This window comes from Sphingomonas sp. P4_G3 (assembly GCF_056401105.1).
Genome location: NZ_JBFUJZ010000001.1, coordinates 1102091 through 1117556, shown reverse-complemented (window position 1 = coordinate 1117556; position 15466 = coordinate 1102091). Strand labels below are relative to the sequence as shown.

At 65.9% G+C, this 15466-nt stretch carries 8 protein-coding genes; 2 read left to right on the top strand and 6 right to left on the bottom strand.

Annotated features, from left to right (window positions below):
- Positions 1–35 precede the first annotated feature (35 nt).
- From AC1DQQ_RS05215 to AC1DQQ_RS05195, 5 genes are all read right to left on the bottom strand, one after another.
- Entirely contained in the window at positions 36–1310 is a 1275-nt protein-coding gene (locus tag AC1DQQ_RS05215) for a four-carbon acid sugar kinase family protein (protein ID WP_478028786.1), read from the bottom strand.
- Positions 1307–2575 carry a ribulose-bisphosphate carboxylase large subunit family protein gene (locus tag AC1DQQ_RS05210; RefSeq protein WP_478028785.1) on the bottom strand — a complete coding sequence of 423 codons (1269 nt, stop codon included), beginning with the start codon at positions 2573–2575 and terminating at the stop codon, positions 1307–1309. The genes AC1DQQ_RS05215 and AC1DQQ_RS05210 overlap by 4 nt, the downstream gene beginning before the upstream one ends.
- Positions 2575–4398, bottom strand: a complete 1824-nt coding sequence (locus AC1DQQ_RS05205; protein ID WP_478028784.1) for a beta-L-arabinofuranosidase domain-containing protein — start codon at positions 4396–4398, stop codon at positions 2575–2577. The genes AC1DQQ_RS05210 and AC1DQQ_RS05205 overlap by 1 nt, the downstream gene beginning before the upstream one ends.
- Positions 4399–4508: 110 nt before the next feature.
- Positions 4509–5270 (bottom strand): FadR/GntR family transcriptional regulator, encoded by a 762-nt coding sequence (locus AC1DQQ_RS05200; protein WP_478044457.1) that lies wholly within the window; start codon positions 5268–5270, stop codon positions 4509–4511.
- 129 nt (positions 5271–5399) lie between these two features.
- On the bottom strand, positions 5400–9443 hold the full coding sequence (locus AC1DQQ_RS05195; RefSeq protein WP_478044455.1) for a glycosyl hydrolase: 4044 nt from the start codon (positions 9441–9443) through the stop codon (positions 5400–5402).
- Between the two features lie 198 nt (positions 9444–9641).
- Here AC1DQQ_RS05195 and AC1DQQ_RS05190 point away from each other — a divergent pair, with 198 nt between their 5' ends.
- Positions 9642–11735 (top strand): beta-galactosidase, encoded by a 2094-nt coding sequence (locus tag AC1DQQ_RS05190; protein WP_478044454.1) that lies wholly within the window; start codon positions 9642–9644, stop codon positions 11733–11735.
- The gene (locus AC1DQQ_RS05185; RefSeq protein WP_478044453.1) at positions 11735–12934 is read left to right on the top strand and encodes a GDSL-type esterase/lipase family protein; all 1200 of its coding nucleotides are present in this window, start codon (positions 11735–11737) and stop codon (positions 12932–12934) included. Before AC1DQQ_RS05190 ends, AC1DQQ_RS05185 begins: the two co-directional genes overlap by 1 nt.
- 241 nt (positions 12935–13175) lie before the next feature.
- Here the strand turns inward: AC1DQQ_RS05185 and AC1DQQ_RS05180 are convergent, their stop codons facing one another.
- Positions 13176–15416 (bottom strand): hypothetical protein, encoded by a 2241-nt coding sequence (locus AC1DQQ_RS05180; protein ID WP_478044452.1) that lies wholly within the window; start codon positions 15414–15416, stop codon positions 13176–13178.
- Positions 15417–15466 lie beyond the last annotated feature (50 nt).

Genomic DNA, 15466 nt, shown 5'->3' with positions numbered 1-15466 from the left:
CCCTCCCCGTAAACGGGGAGGATCTTTAGGAGCTCCTACCCGCCGCGGCGGACAGCTTCGAAGAACTCTTCCCCGCCCATCTGACCGCCCTTCAGCACCAGTTCGAGACCGTCGATCGCTGGATCCTGGGCATGCGCACGCACCAGCGGTGCCCCGCGTTCGATTGGCGCGGCCCAGGTCAAAGCATCGATGCCGAGCTGCGCGACTCCGTGGCTCGACGTGTCCCCGCCGGCGAAGAGCACGCGGCGCAACCCTCCCTGACGGATCGCCGCTCCGGCCACGCGGCCAAGCGCGGAGCCGAGGCGATCGCCTGCCGCTGGGGCGACCGCTCCAAGCGGGCCTTCCGCCGAATGGATCACCGCGCGGCCGCCCTCGCCCAGCGCGCCACCGGCCGCCTGCACCAGCCGCTCTTCTTCCGCGCTTTCGCCGCGCAGCAAGGCGTCGACATCGGCGCGGATCGTGGTGAAGCCGTCGGCCGTGCTGCGCGCGATCTGCGCAGCCGTCACTGGCGAGCAGCTTCCGCTTACCACGAGCAGCCGGTCGACTTCGGGTGCGCGGACATGATCCGGCTCGCCCTTGACGATCCCCGCTGCGCGCCATGCCAGCACCAGCGCGCGCGTGACGCCCGAACTGCCCACCGCGAATTTCACCTTGCGGCCGAGCAGGACCGCGCCGGTCGCGACGAGGTCGTCGACCGACAGTCCGTCGAACAGGACGCCCGCGGCGTCGCCTGCTTCGGCAAAGGCCGCATCGGTTTCGTCGGCGTGGATGCGATCGATCGGCACCAGGGCGATCCGCGCATCGGTCTGGTCGCCGAGATGCCGGATCAGGTCCGCCTCATGCATCGGCGTGACCGGGTGGCGCGACATGGTCGGGTGGCGGTCGATGCGGAATATCTCCGCTCCCGCCGCCGCGAAAAGATTGCCGAACGCGACATAGCGGCGAAGATGTGGTGCGCCGACGACGATCGCCGCCGGACCGCCGAACGCAGCAACACCGAGGTCCAGCGCGCGCCCGATCGAGCCGGTGTGCGGGCTGGAATCGAACGTCGAGCAGGTCTTGTAATGGACGATCGCGGCATCGCTGAGGCTGGCGAAGGCGCGGGGCAGATGGTCGTCCATCCATCCAGGCGAGCGACTGCGGCTGTCGCCGGCGAGGCCGATCGCCCTAGCGTCGGGAAAACGCGCGCGCAACGCGGCATCGGGCTCGCGCAGGAACAGGACCGCCGGCACCCCGCCATCGGCGCATTGCTCGAGAACGTCGGTCGATCCGGTGAAATCGTCGCCATAGAAAGCGTAGAGTGGCGTCACCCCCCGAAAGCCCCCAAAGCCGCGGCCAGTTCGGGTGCATCGCGCGCGGCGTCTTCCACCGGTACGCCGGCAACCGCCGCTTCCCATGCCTGACGCAGCGCGCGCACGCCCGCTGCCGGGCCGCCGGGATGCGCCATGATCCCGCCGCCGGCCGCGAACATGCAGTCGACCGAACCGAGCGCGGCGAAGGTCGGCGCGGCCTGTCTGGCCGACTGGCCCGAGGAGAAGACCGGCATGATCTCGCAACCGGGATGCGGCGGATCGAACATCGGCGTCAGGCATTCGCGCGCCGAGGCGATGACGCTCTCATTGCTCTCGCAGAATTTGTTGTCGATGCCATTGACGTGCGTGTGGTCGATCCCGGCGAGGCGCCACAATTTCTGGAAAGCGATATAGCTCATCCCGATCGCCGGCGAGCGGCCGAGCATGCCCCAGCCGTTGCGATGCCCGTGGATCGGCAGCTGGGAATGCGCTCGCAGCACCTTCATCGCCGGCAGGCCGATCGAATTCATGCTCGCCATCACGCAAGTGCCGCCCTCGGCGACGACATGGTCGTGGCGCGCCAGCATCTCGTCGATCTCGCCGGTCAGATTGGCGGCGTACATGACTTTCTTGCCGGTGCGCTCGGCATGGTCGTTGATCACGCGCATCACCGCCGAGACCCGCGCCTCGAACGGGCAATGCGGCCCGTCGGCCTGGAGCTCGTCATCCTTGATGAAATCGATTCCCGCCTCGACCAGGGTGCGGACCTGCTCGGCGGTCGCCTCTGGCGAGAGGCCGACGCTCGGCTTGATGATCGTGCCGATGATCGGACGGTCGAACACCCCCGCCAGCCTACGCGTGCCGGCGACGCCAAATTGCGGACCCTGATAGCGATCGAGGAATTCGGGCGGCAGCTTCACGTCGATCAGCCGCAGCCCGGAAAACGCCTTGAGCTCACTGAGATTGCCGTTGATCGTCGCCAGCAGATTGGGCAGCGACAGCCCCATGTTCGACACCGGCCAGGACAAGGTCACCCGCGCGGCGCGGCGCGTGGCGTCGCCCGATTTGGGCAGACCCGAGCCCGGTAGCGACGGCGCCGCGACCTCGCCCAGCTCGATCACATCCTCGATCCGCGCAGCGTGCGCCGCGCGCAGCTCGTCGGTCTCGCCGGGTACGCGCACGAAAGTGCCGGTCGATTGCTCGCCGGCCATCGTCTCCGCGGCCTGCTGCAGCGGAAAGGCGGTCTCGATCCAATAGGTCGCGCTGATCCGGGGTTCGGTCATCAGGCGGTCTTGAAATAGGTGTTGTAGCGTTCGGTATCGACGTTGAAATACGGTACGAACACGAGATCGCGACCGTCGACATGCGCGCGATACGACTGGGTCTGGCCCGGCATCGGCTCGAGCGCCGCCGGCAAGGCGATCGTCTGGTCACCGATCCCGGTCCAGGGGTTGAGTCCGACATACATCACCGCGCCGCGCATCACCGCCGCCAGATTCGGGTTCTGGTCATCGATCGGCAGAGTGCGCAGCGGCTGCGGCAGCGTCAGTTCGACCACGTCGCCTGCCTTCCAGGCGCGGCTGACCGTCGCCAGCGTGCCGGGCGCGACCGGTTGCGGCGCGCCGTTGACGCGGAGCGATGCGTTCCTGGTCCAGGCCGGAATGCGCAGCTTCAGCGCGAAACGGCCATTGCCCGGCTTGCGCACGATCAGGCGGATGTGATCGGTCGCGGGATAATCGGTTTCCTGCACGACTTCGACTGCGCCGCCGGGACGGTCCCAGCGGACTTCCGAGCCGGCATACATGTTGACCATCAGCGCATTGTCGTCGTGGAAATAGAGGCCCTGGACGTAATCGGCGACGCCCTGGACGAGCGTGCCCGAGCAGCACGGCCATTTCTTCTGGTAATAGAGCTTCTCGGCGTCGCCGCCGTAATTCGAATAATAAGGATAGTCGCCGTCGCTGTCGGGCAGCCGCGTCGCGAGCATCGTGTTGTAGAGCGTGCGTTCGAGCCCGTCGCCATAGACCGGTGCGCCGGTGAAGCGGGTGAGATAGCGCGCGAGCTTCATGTCGGCGAAACTGCCGCACGGCGTTTCGAAATGCGCCTTGGAGGTTTTGAGGCTGACGGCGAGCTTGCCCTGATGGAGCGGCACGAACTGCTCCTCCGGCCCCCAGCCGCCGCTCGCGAAACGCTGCGGCTCCATGAAGGTCCAGGCATTTTCGAGCGCCTTGCGATATTTGGGATCGCCGAGATGGAGATAGGCCTGGCCGCCCGAGCTCAGCGCGATCGTGTGGCTATAGGCATGTTTGGTCGGCAGCACGTCCTGGCCCGCCGCGAGCGGATCGAACCATTCCTTGTTGAGCAGGTAATGCACCGCCATGGCGCGATATTTGTCGTCGCCGGTGATGTCGGCGACGTGGAACAGATTCTCCGGCAGGACATAGGTCTCGTCATAAGGCGGATCGACCTTGCCGACGCGGTCGCGCGAGACGGGCGAGATATAGGGCATGCATTTGTCGATGATCATCGGCAGCAACGTCTTGGCCTGCTCGACTCCGCTCAAGCGATAGGCATCGACCAGGCCGACGACATATTTGTCCATGACATAGGCCGCCCACTGCTCCTGCGCCTTGGGTCCGGCATAGGGGTTCTTGGCAGCGACCATCGCCTTGCCGAAGCCGTCGACCAGAGTCGCGACCTTGGCGTGAGCCGCCTTGTCGCCGGTGGTGGCGCCGATCCGTGCGAGGCCGGAGACATATTGGCCGAAAGCGAGACCCGGCACGAAGCCGTCGGCGTCATACCAGCCGCCCATGTCGGGGCCGGGCGCCGGCAGACCGGCATTCTGACGGAAGACCTTGAGCAGGCGATCATTGTCGAGCGCGAGGTAATGCGCGGCAATATGGTCGTAATGCTGCTTGATCCGCCCGCCGGTGAGACGGACGGCGCCGTACGGGAATTCGTGCACCGCTTCCTTGCCACGCAATACTGCCTGCTGCGCGGCAAGCGCCATCGGCGACGTGGCCAGCGACCCCGCGGCCGCAGTCGCGCACGCCACGCAATGGACGAAGTCGCGGCGGGACAAGTCGGCCTTTTTCAAGCCTGTCATGGCAATCCTCTCAAAACTCGGCGACCTACGAACAGCGCGGCCAAGCCGATCCTGCTCTTGTGATATAATAGTATCATTTGCGCCGCAAGGCGGCGAAGCCGAGTGAAGGACTATTTCGTTGTCTTGCGTTTGCGCGATGCGCTCGCACGCTCGAGCCGGTCGAGGCCGTGGGTGATGATCGCGCGCATCGCCTGTGCCGCGCCGGGGCCGTCACCCGCTTCGATCAGATCGACGATGCGGGTATGGCCCTGCACGCTCTCTTCGTGCACCTCCGCCTCCCGCACCGGCGAGCTCAGCCGGAACGACGCGAGCAGAGCGGTTTCGATCACCGCCGCGAGCGACCGCATCAGCACATTCCCCGAGGCGTAACCGACCGCTTTGTGGAAATCGAGATCGGCATGGGCGAAATCGCTCGCGCTGCTCGTCGCTTCCGCCATGCGGGCAAGGCAGCCGCGCAGGATCTTTATGTCTTCGGGCCTCGCCTGGTTGGCTGCCGCTTCGGCCGCCGCCGGCTCGATCGCCATGCGGATCGCGGCGATGTCGCGGATGAAGTCCACATCCAGTCCCTGGGCGACTTTCCAGGCCAGGATGTCGGCGTCGAAGAAGTTCCAGTGGACGCTGTCGAGCACGGTAGTGCCGACGCGTGTGCGCGCAACGATCAGGCCTTTCGCGGTCAAGGTCTTGAACGCCTCGCGCAACACGGTGCGCGACACGCCGAACCGCGCCAGCATCTCGGCCTCGGACGGCAATTTCGACCCGGGCGCGAAGACACCCGACAGGATATCGCTGCCGATCGAGCGTGCGACCTGGTCCGCGTTCGACAAGGTCGCGTCGGCGACCCTTCCGAAATCAGGACGGGATTGCATCGTCATTGGTCTCCTCCGATCGCCCGGTGCCGGAAATCCGATCGGGGTCGTAAACCGTATGACAATAAGGGCCGGAACTCGATGCGCGCAAGCGGCAGCCGTACGAGGGTTCGGATGTCGAGGATGCGATGGCGGTCACCTCAGCTCGATCTCGTCGGCGAACACTACGCGGACCGGACCGAGCAGCCCCGAATCCACCAGCGGTTCGTCCCTGGAATAGAAGGTCCAGGGCGAGAAAGTGACGCGGCCGCCGGGTGGCTTCGGCTGCCCGGCTTTGTACCAATCGGGGAAAGCCGTGATCTTTCGCGCCATGATCGGGGTCTTCTTGCCGTCGGCACCGACGCGCTCGCCGATTGCCCAGTCGCCGTCGACGTAGTTGCCCTCCTCGGGCAGCGCGGCGTCGGCGATCATGCGGTTGACCCAGAGGTTGGTGACCGCGACCGACACCGTGTTGGCGCCGGGATGGACGACATTAGTGATGTCGACGCGATACGGCTCCTTCCACACCACGCCGATATCCTTGCCGTTGACCGTGACCCTCGCGAGCACTTCGACGCGGCCGAGGTCGAGAAAGACGCGCCGCCCCTTGCGCAGCGCCGAGGCGGGAATGGTGATCTCGCGTTCATAGGTGGCGGTGCCGGAAAAATGCCGGATGCCGTCATCGGCGTTGCGGCTGAGCGATTCCAGGCGGGGCAACGTGGCGGCGGCCGGCGCCCCCCTGCCCGGTTGGAACCGCACCGTCCACGGACTGTCGACCGTGATCGGGTCCGGCACCGCGGCAGTGAAACTGGCGCCGCTGTCGGTGGTGTACTTGCCGCCGCGCCAGGCGAGCGCATCGAGCTTTCCGCTGTCGCGCCGGGTCAGCGTCACAGGCGAGGCACCGATGGTCGGAAGCGGCGGTCCTTTTGCGGCGTCCGCGACAATCTCGGCCGGGGTCAGCGCGCGCGGCACGGTGGCGAGCGGAGTCGCATTGCCCTCGAAGAAATAGGTCACGCCGGTCGGCGATGGCGCATCGCTGCCTCCCGCGAACACATGGCGCCCGCTCTTCAAGCCGGTGCGCACCAGCTTACCGTTGAGATAGAGGCTCGGCACGCCCTTATCATAGACCAACGCGACGTGCGTCCAGCCGCTGATCGGGGTCCGGCTGACCAGCACGGCGGGCACGACATCGGGCGAGACGCGCTCGATCACCATCGCGCCATTGCGGCCGATCGCAAGGCCGGCCACCGCCGTTCCTTCACCGTGCAGATCGCGGCCCGAGCGGGCGTTGATCAGGTAATTCTTGCCTGTCTCGTTGATCCGTCCCTCGATCTTCTCGTCGGGCATCACGCGGAGATCGATGTCTGGCTTGGCCCAGAGCGAGAGGGTGAAGCTGTCCGAGGGCGCGGGCGCGGCCTTGGCCGGCGCGGCGTCGAGATCGGCGACGCGCCGACCGTCGCGCGCGATCCATTTGATACCGCGCGCTGTGCTATTCCGATCGAGCATGACGAAGGTGGATCCGGCCGGAGACAGGTCGAACGAGACGGTGGTGACCGTTGCACCACTCTCGAACAGAGCCGGTCGGGCGACCTTGCCCGTCTCCGCGTCCCATAACGCCGGCACGGCATTGCCGACGCGGAAGGTGCAGCGCACGGTTTCCGCACGGCGCTGGCGGTTGGCGACGAAATACATGTCGCTCGCGGCCAATCGACGATGCAGCCATACCAATTGGCCGTCCGAACTGTCGGTCCGGCATTGCGCGTCCGGCGCGACCTTCATGCCAGCCAAGGCATCGCCGATGCTGGCGCCCGAAAGCACCCTGCCCTTGCCCACCGAACGTGTCGTCGCCGCTTCGGGGCCGCTGCCCCAGAGCGCCGCCACCGCCGTATCGAAAGCGCGATCGCCCCCCGACTTGCCGACGAGCGTCAGCGAATGCTGCGGCCTGGGGCCCAGGATCGTCGCGCCTTGCTCGACCAGCGCGCGGAGGCGTTCGGCCAGCGCGGGGGTCATGCTCGACAAGGTCGCCGGCAGCACCAGCAAGCGGTAGCGCGCGCCGTTGGGCAGCACGATCGCGCCGTCCTCGATGCGCGCGCGGGTCAGCAGCACCTCGGCATTGACCAGGTCGTAATTGTAACCCGGCGGCATCTGCGGGTCGAAATATTGCCCGATCTTCGGGTTCGTATCGGGCGACACGTCGGGCCGGACATATTCGGCTTGGTTGGGGCTTTCCTCGCCGACGAAATAGAGCACGTCGGCGACATAAATGCCCTGGCGCAGCAGATATTGGCTGCGCTCGAGATACTCCATCCACGGTTTCGACTGCGCAAACCAGGTGTTCGAGCGCTCGAGATTGATCCCCCACGGCCCCATGCTCATCCCCGGAACGGCATTGGGATCGGGCTGGTGCGCGTAGCGATGGAAGAAGACCTGGTTGAACCCTTGCGCGAACATCTGGTCGCCCAGGAGCTTCATCGCATAGGGGTAATCCTGCCAGCGACTGGTCTCCGCCTCGCCGGTAAAGGCCTCGGCGGCGATGACCGGCTTGCCGTAGACGTGCGCCGCCGATGCCACCATCTTGACCGTGCGATTGTCGGTCCACGGCGTGCGCGTCCAGAATTCGGTCATCGGCACTTGCGCGCGGCCCGATACCTGGAGCTCGTCGAACGGCCCTGGCCCATAGCCTTCGACATGGAGCCGCAGGCCCGCCGCGGCTGCCTTGGACTGCATCCGGCCGTAATAATTGTCGGCCATCAAATCAGCGAGCGTGCGGCGGAAATCGAACAGGAAGCGGTTCGAACTGTCGAGATCGCCGACGATCCGCCCGGTCAGCGCCGGCAGATAAGGCAGCATCGAATAACCGTTGCGCTTCTCGAAATCGGCGGGCAGCGCGGCCGTCCAATTCTGCAGCCCGGCCTCGTAGCTGTCGATCTCGAGCATGTCGAAGGTCGAGCCGGCGAGCGGGCCCGACGCCTTAACCAATCGGTCGACGCTGCTCTTGAACTGAAAGTCGGTGGCGGCGGCGTCGAGCTTGTCGACTTCGAGTCCACGCCCCGAATCCGACGCGGACACGTTGAGGTGCGCGGTCGTGGTGTGGCCGAAGCGCAGGATCGTCCAGCGGCCCGGTGGTGGTGTCCAACGCAACGTGCCCGACGCATCGACGCGTGCGGTAACATCGACGATCTTGCTGGGGTCGATCGCGTAGCGCGCCATCAGGTCGGACGGACGGGCCTCGGCCGCGGGCAGCATGTGGAACAGATGCTCGCCCTTGTTGCCCCAATCGTCGATCCGCGGCGTCGCGTAGAACAGGGCCTCGGCGAGCTTGAACGCCCCCTTGGGCGTGACGCGGAAATAGTGCGCGGTGACAGGTGCAAAATTGATGCTGCCCGGCGCTTCGATCCCGCGCTCGTGCTGGACCGGCGCGGAGACCTCGCCGACCTTCTGCCACGTTTGGCCATCGTTCGATGCCTCGATCGTCGCCGAAAAGGCCTTGGCCTCGATATCGCCGTAGAGCGTGACCGCCTGCGCGGTGAACGGCGCCTTCATTTCGATCACCAGCGGCGCATCGGGCGCGATGTCGACCGAGCTGTGCAGGTCGCGGTCGGTCAGTACGCCCGCCGCGACGGGACCGGCGACGCGCATCGAGGCGATCGCGGCGCGATAGACGCTCTCGTCGCCGTCGCTCGCGGGGAAAGCGAGCACTGCCGCGTCCTGGTAGAAATCCTTCTTGGTATACGGTTGCGGCAGCTTGATCGCGACCGGCTTGCCGCCGGCGATCGTCGTCTCGTTCCAGACGATCTGCTGCATCGAGCGGTCGGGCGTAATCCATGGCCCGCCCGATGACGACCAGCCCGGCGCATTGTGCAGCCCGACCTTGAGCCCCAGTGCCTTGGCCCGCTCCATCATATGCGTCATCAGGTCGAGCCATTGCGGGCTGAGATAATCGACCGGGCCCTTGGGGACGTCGCTGCTGCCGTCGAACATCATCGCGCCGCCGAGCCCGGCGTCGCGCATCGCCGTGAGATCGGCATCGATCCCTTCCCTGGAGACGTTGCCGTTCATCCAGAAATAGAGCGTGTTGGGCCGGGCATCCGCCGGCGGATTGCGGAAGGTCGCCGGATCGGGATCGGCCGGTGTGGCTGCAGGTGCCGGCGCGGACACCGGCGCATCTTTTGCCCAGGCCGCGGCTGCCAGCGCCGCCATGGCGCACCCAGCCGCGAATCGCCCGATTCCAGTCATTCCCGGTCCTCTCCCGATGCCGCGATCCCCTGTCGCGGGATCGTTCAAACATCATATAAACATATTATTTGGCGCAAGGCCATGATTTCGCTAGGATGATCTCCGCCGCAACGGCCCGCCGGTGCAGCCGCAAGAATAGCCAGACAAAATCAAAGGGATGGGATGTCGATTCGCGGAATCATCGCCTTGCTGGCTGCGACGTTGGCGACGGGCGCACCGGCCTTGTCGACACCGCCGCAAGCATCGATCCCGTTCCCCCAACGCGCGACCGCCTTCGCGACTCGTCCGGCGATCGCGGTCGGCACCGCCTGGTATCCCGAGCAATGGCCCGAGGCGCGCTGGGACGCCGATCTCGCCATGATGAAGGCGACGGGATTCAACATTGTGCGCATCGGCGAGTTCGCCTGGAGCCGGATGGAGCCCGAGGAAGGCCGCTTCGATTTCGCCTGGCTCGATCGCGCTATCGTGGCGGCCGAACGCCACGGCATGATGGTCGTGCTCGGCACCCCAACCGCGGCGCCGCCCGCCTGGCTCACCCAGAAATATCCTGACGTGTTGCGCGTCGACGAGAACGGTGCGCGCGCCGGCCATGGCGCGCGCCGGCAATTCTCGTTCGCGAGCAAACGCTATCGCGACTTCAGCCGCCGGATCGCGACCGAGATGGCGAAACGTTACGGCCACAATCCCGCATTGGTCGGCTGGCAGATCGACAATGAGGTTGGCCCGCCCTCGTTCGACGACGAGGCGGTCACCGCCTGGCACGCTTTCCTCAAGGCACGCTACGGCTCGATCGAGGTGCTGAACAAGCGCTGGGCGACGCAATATTGGAGCCAATATTACAACGATTTCGAGCAGGTGCCGCTCCACGCCACCGGCCAGCAGAACCCGGCGCTGCTGCTCGATTTCAAGCATTTCACTACCGCGACTTGGATCGATTATGTCCAGAACCAGGTGCAGGCGATCCGCCCGCTGATCGATCCGCGCATGTTCGTCACCACCAACACGATGTTCTGGAATGCGGGCTTCGACCATTTCGCCATGCATCGCGGCCTCGATATCGCGGCGTGGGACAATTACATTCCCGACGGGCGCCCCGATTGGGTGGCGAACGGCGCCAATCACGACCTTGTCCGCGGCTACAAGCAGCGCAATTTCTGGCTGATGGAAACGCAGCCCGGGCGCGTCGATTGGGTCCCGGTCAACCGCGCGCTCGATCCCGGCCAGGTGCGCGAGATGGCGTGGCAAGCGGTCGCGCATGGCGCCGATGCCGTGCTTTACTGGCAATGGCGCCCGGCCGCCAACGGGCAGGAAACCTATCACGGCGCGATCCTGGGCCAGGACGGCGAGCCTAATCCGATCCAGCCGGAAATCGCCAGGACCGCGAGCGAGCTGACCAAGGCCGCTCCATTGCTCGCCGATACCGCGCCGGTCGCGCGCGTGGCGATGATCTTCTCGTACGACAGCCGCTGGGCGATCGACCTGCAGCGCCATCATCGCGACTTCGATCCGGTCAAGGCGTTCACTGATTTCTACCGCCCGTTGCGCGTCCAGGCGCAGGGCGTGGCGATCGTGCCGGCGGACGCTGATCTGTCGCGCTATCCGTTGGTCGTGGCCCCTAATATCAACGTGCTGACCGAAGATCAGGCCAAGGCGCTCGACCGTTATGTCCGCGCCGGTGGGCATCTCGTGCTCGGGCCGCGCTCCGGCATGAAGGACGATGCAAACGCTCTGTGGCCGCAGCGCCAGCCAGGGCCGCTGACCGATCTGCTCGGTGCGCGGGTCGAGCAATTCTATGCGCTCGACCAGGATGTCGGCATTGCCGGCAGCGTGGAAGGCAAAGCGTCAATCTGGGCTGAAGCGCTGACGCCGGTCGCGCGCGACGTCCGCACCCTGGCGACCTATCGCGATGCCGGCGGCTGGCTCGACGGCAAGCCGGCGATCGTCACGCGTGCGGTCGGCCGCGGCAGCATTACCTATGTCGGCGCCTGGCTCGACGCCGCGACGATGGCGAAGCTTGCCGCCAATCTGCTCGACGACGCCAAGATCGCGCCGATCGTCGCGGGCGCCGATCCCGACCTGGAGATCGCCGAGCGCGCTGGCGGCGGCAAGCGCCTGGTCATCGTCATCAATCATGGCAATGTGGCGCATCCGGTCGCGCTGCCCGCCGGCGCCTCCCCTGTCGGAGACGACTGGGCTGGCGGCCGGATCGCCGCGCATGGCGTGGCCTTGTTTGAAATCGCTCGCGGAGGAAAATGATGAAACCTGGCCTCACCCTCGCTCTCCCGCTGATCGGCCTGCTCGCCATCGCCGCTGCCGGAACGCCGGAGCGCTGGGTGCCCGGCTGGGCCGCGCCGCCGATCGGCTATGAGCCCAAGATCAAGGAAGCGCTCGGCCGTCCATTCAAGGACGAGAGCGTCCGCCAGGATCTCCGTGCCGGGATCGCTGGTCGGGCGATCCGCGTACGCTTCTCGAACGAGCTGTCGGACGTCCCGCTGCGCATCGGCGCGGTGTCGGTCGTGCGGCTCGACGCGCAGGACAGACCGGTCGCGGGCAGCCTGCGCTCGCTGACCTTCTCGGGCGCGCCCGACACGATTATCCCGATCCGCGCGCCGATGCTGTCCGACCCGATCGACTATCCGGTCACGGCCGGCGAGCGGCTCGCCATCACGGTCTATTATCCGGAGGAAGCGGCGCCCCCCGCCCATGCGCAGATGGTCGATGTGGCCCCAGGGAACGCAACTGCCGCGCTTACACTAACCAATCCGCAGCACGCGCGAGCCCCGGGCGTGGTCAGCGGATTGGAGGTCTCCAGCCCGGCCGCGACGCGCGTTCTGGTCACCTTCGGCGATTCGATCACCGAGGGCGCGGGCGCATCGAAGGCGATGAGCTGGCCCGACCAGCTCGGTCGCCTGCTCGCCGCCAGTCCGCGCGGGCGGTGCTGGGCGATCGCCAATGAAGGGATTAGCGGCAACCGTCTGCTCAGCATGGGCCGAGGACCCGATGCACTGTCGCGCTTCGACCGCGACGTGCTCGCGGTGCCCAACGCCACCCATGTCGTGATCCTCGAAGGCATCAACGACATCGGCAAGGTGCGCGACCCCAAGGACTGGCAGCCGCCCGCGGCTAATCTGATCGCTGCGTACGAGCAGATGCTGGCGCGCGCAAAGGCCCGTGGGCTCAAGGTGATCGTCGGAACGCTGCTGCCGTATGACGGCGCGGCTTATGCCGACGCCGCGGGTGAGCAAAGGCGCGCGACGGTCAATGCGTGGATCCGGGCCAACGCCAAAAGGTTCGATGGCGTGATCGACTTCGACGCCGCGATGGGCGAGCCGGGTAAACCGACCGTGATGCGGCTGGCGGAGCAGATCGGCGACCATCTGCATCCGAACGACGCCGGCTATGCACGGATGGCGAAGACAGCGCTGCCGGTGATTGTGGGTCAGGGCTGCCGGTAAGCGGTCGGCTACCGACGCCGACTTTCAATTACTTCGTCACCCCGGCCTTGTGCCGTGTTCAAGCTTTGGCCTGCCCCCGGCAGGCCAAAATCGTGTCCGGGGGACACGATTTCGCTTTGAACACCACTCTTCCACAACCGAGTTGAGGCGTTGTTGCACGGTGGATGCCGGGACAAGCCCGGCATGACGATTAGGTAGGGACGCGAATAAGCGAGCTTTTGAGGCCAAAGCGGTCCAGGCATCAGCGTTCAACCCGGATCAAATAGTTGGTCGTCGCCGGACTGCCGATCGGGATTTCCCAGCCCGGTTCGATCATCTTGCCCGATATCTCCTTGCCGATCGGGCGCGCCGAGCCATCGAGCGGCTGCGCGAACACGCCGATTGCGCCTTCGAGATCCTTGAGCGTGACCCAGCCGGTGATCGGTTCGATCAAGGTCGGCGCGGTGCCCCAGACGGTCAGATTCGATCCCCGATCATCCCATTTCTGGCCGCTATTCTCGACACGGCCGGTGGTGGTCAGCAGGATGCGATTGGACAGGTTGAGCGGCTTGCCGTCGAGCGACGACAAGGTGATCACCGCGAACCGGTTGCGGATCTGCGCCGACAGGTTGCGCGTCTCTATGTTGTTGGCGCTGACGAAGCCGACCAATGCCTGGCTGCGCGGGCTGTTGACACTGACCAGGCCGTTCTTGCCACCGTCGGTCAACCAGCTGAGCTCGCCGGTATCCGAGACGATCGGGTTCATCGGTCCGAGCGGCGCTGGCAGGCTGGGCTTGCAGTCGAGACACGACACACGCGAGCCGTGGACCAGCGGAATGCGGACATCGAAACCCGGCGTGTAATAGGGCATCGCCGCGCGCGGCAGCCGCGCCGCCTCGCTGATCTGGTCGGTCGAATAAGAGCGTGTCAGCATCGTCTTCGCCGCCGACACGTCGCCGCGCAGGAAGATCATCGCGCCGACCGGCATTTGCGCCATCGCCACCGGATCGAGCGTCATGTCGAAATGGTCGGTGATCATCGGCGTCCACTCGCCCGCGACCTTGGTCTCGAACGTGTAGAAGAATACCGCGTCCCAATCCTGTAGCGAGGCATAAGAGGCCAGGATCGGAATCATCTCGGCGGCGTAATCGGTCGGGTACGGCTGGTTGACCTCGCTGACCGTGAACGGCTTGCCCGCCACCGCGCTGCGCGCGAGCTTGAGGATGGTGGACAGTTCGGGCGAATTGACCATCGGTTCGTTGCGCTGGCCGTAGATTGCCGGGTGCTGCCAATAGACATGCGCGTCGACGATGTCGGACTTGATGAGCGTCCGCATCAGCGGCTGGTTGGCCATGAAATAGGTGTGGTCGGCCATCGGGATGATCGGCACCTTCACCCCGACCTCATCCTTGAGGAAGCGCTTCATCTCGGCGTGGAAATCGACCTCGACCGAGGTGAGGAAGGCGATCTCGGCATCGAGCCGCAGCCGTGGCGCGTCGGGATGGTCGCCGCGGCGCATGAACGGCACCGGCTGGCCATCGGCGACGCCCGCCATGCGGTGCAGTTCGGCGATCTCGGCGGGCTTGCGGTTCTTCGCCAGCCAGTCGTTGTACATCCTGACCAGCAAAGCCTGGTAGTGCGGCGTCATGTCGAGCTGATAGTTCGGCCCATCCTTGGTCCGTTCGCCGCGCAGCCAGTTGCGCGCCCAGAATTCGAGCAGCGAATTCTCGTTGACGACCTCGACCAACGCCACTGCCGGGTCGTCGGCATAGCGCAGCCCGGTATAGGCGTTGCGATGGCCGAGCAGTTGCTTGGCGTAATCCTTTTGCAGCGCGACGAGCTCGGGTCCGAAATAGGTGAAGGCCTTGGCGTTGTTGATCAGGTCGACGTCTGGGACGTTGTCGCCTGCTTTGAACACGCGGCCGACATTGAGGTTGAAGTCGGCATAAATGCCGTTCTTCTTGAGCTCGGCGATCCAGTAATCGAGCCGGTCGAGCTGGTCAGGATTGAAATGCTGACTGTCGGGCAGGTCGCCACGAATCAGGCCACGCGGCGGATGCGTGAAGGGTCCCGCGGTCGGCGAGATAGCGGCGCCTTCGTTGCGGATCGGCAGCGCGGTGTCGGGCCGGTCGAGAAAATGCAGCCGCACGCAATTGACGCCGATCCGCGCGAGCGCCGCGGCGTAGACCTCGGCCGCCTTGTGATCGGGAAGCTCGGCCGATCCCTTGGCCCAGCCAGTCATGTTGAAGCCCCAGCAGCGGAAACGCTTGCCGTCACCGCGATAGAGATGCCCGTCCTGGACGCGGATGAAACCGTGGCTGCCAGCGGGACCGTCATGGACGAAGCGCGCATCGGCGGAGGAATCGACCCGCACCTCGTGATCGACGGTAAAGGGCTGAAGCGCCGGCGTGTCGGACTGCGCACCGACCGCGCTCGCGCCCAGCAATGCCGCGGCGATCGCCGCCCAGCGGCTCCAACGTGCCAGTCGCGCTCGCTTGTCCATCACAGCCCCCGTTGCTCGTCGATATGGCGTACGGCGGCCGGCCCGGTGCC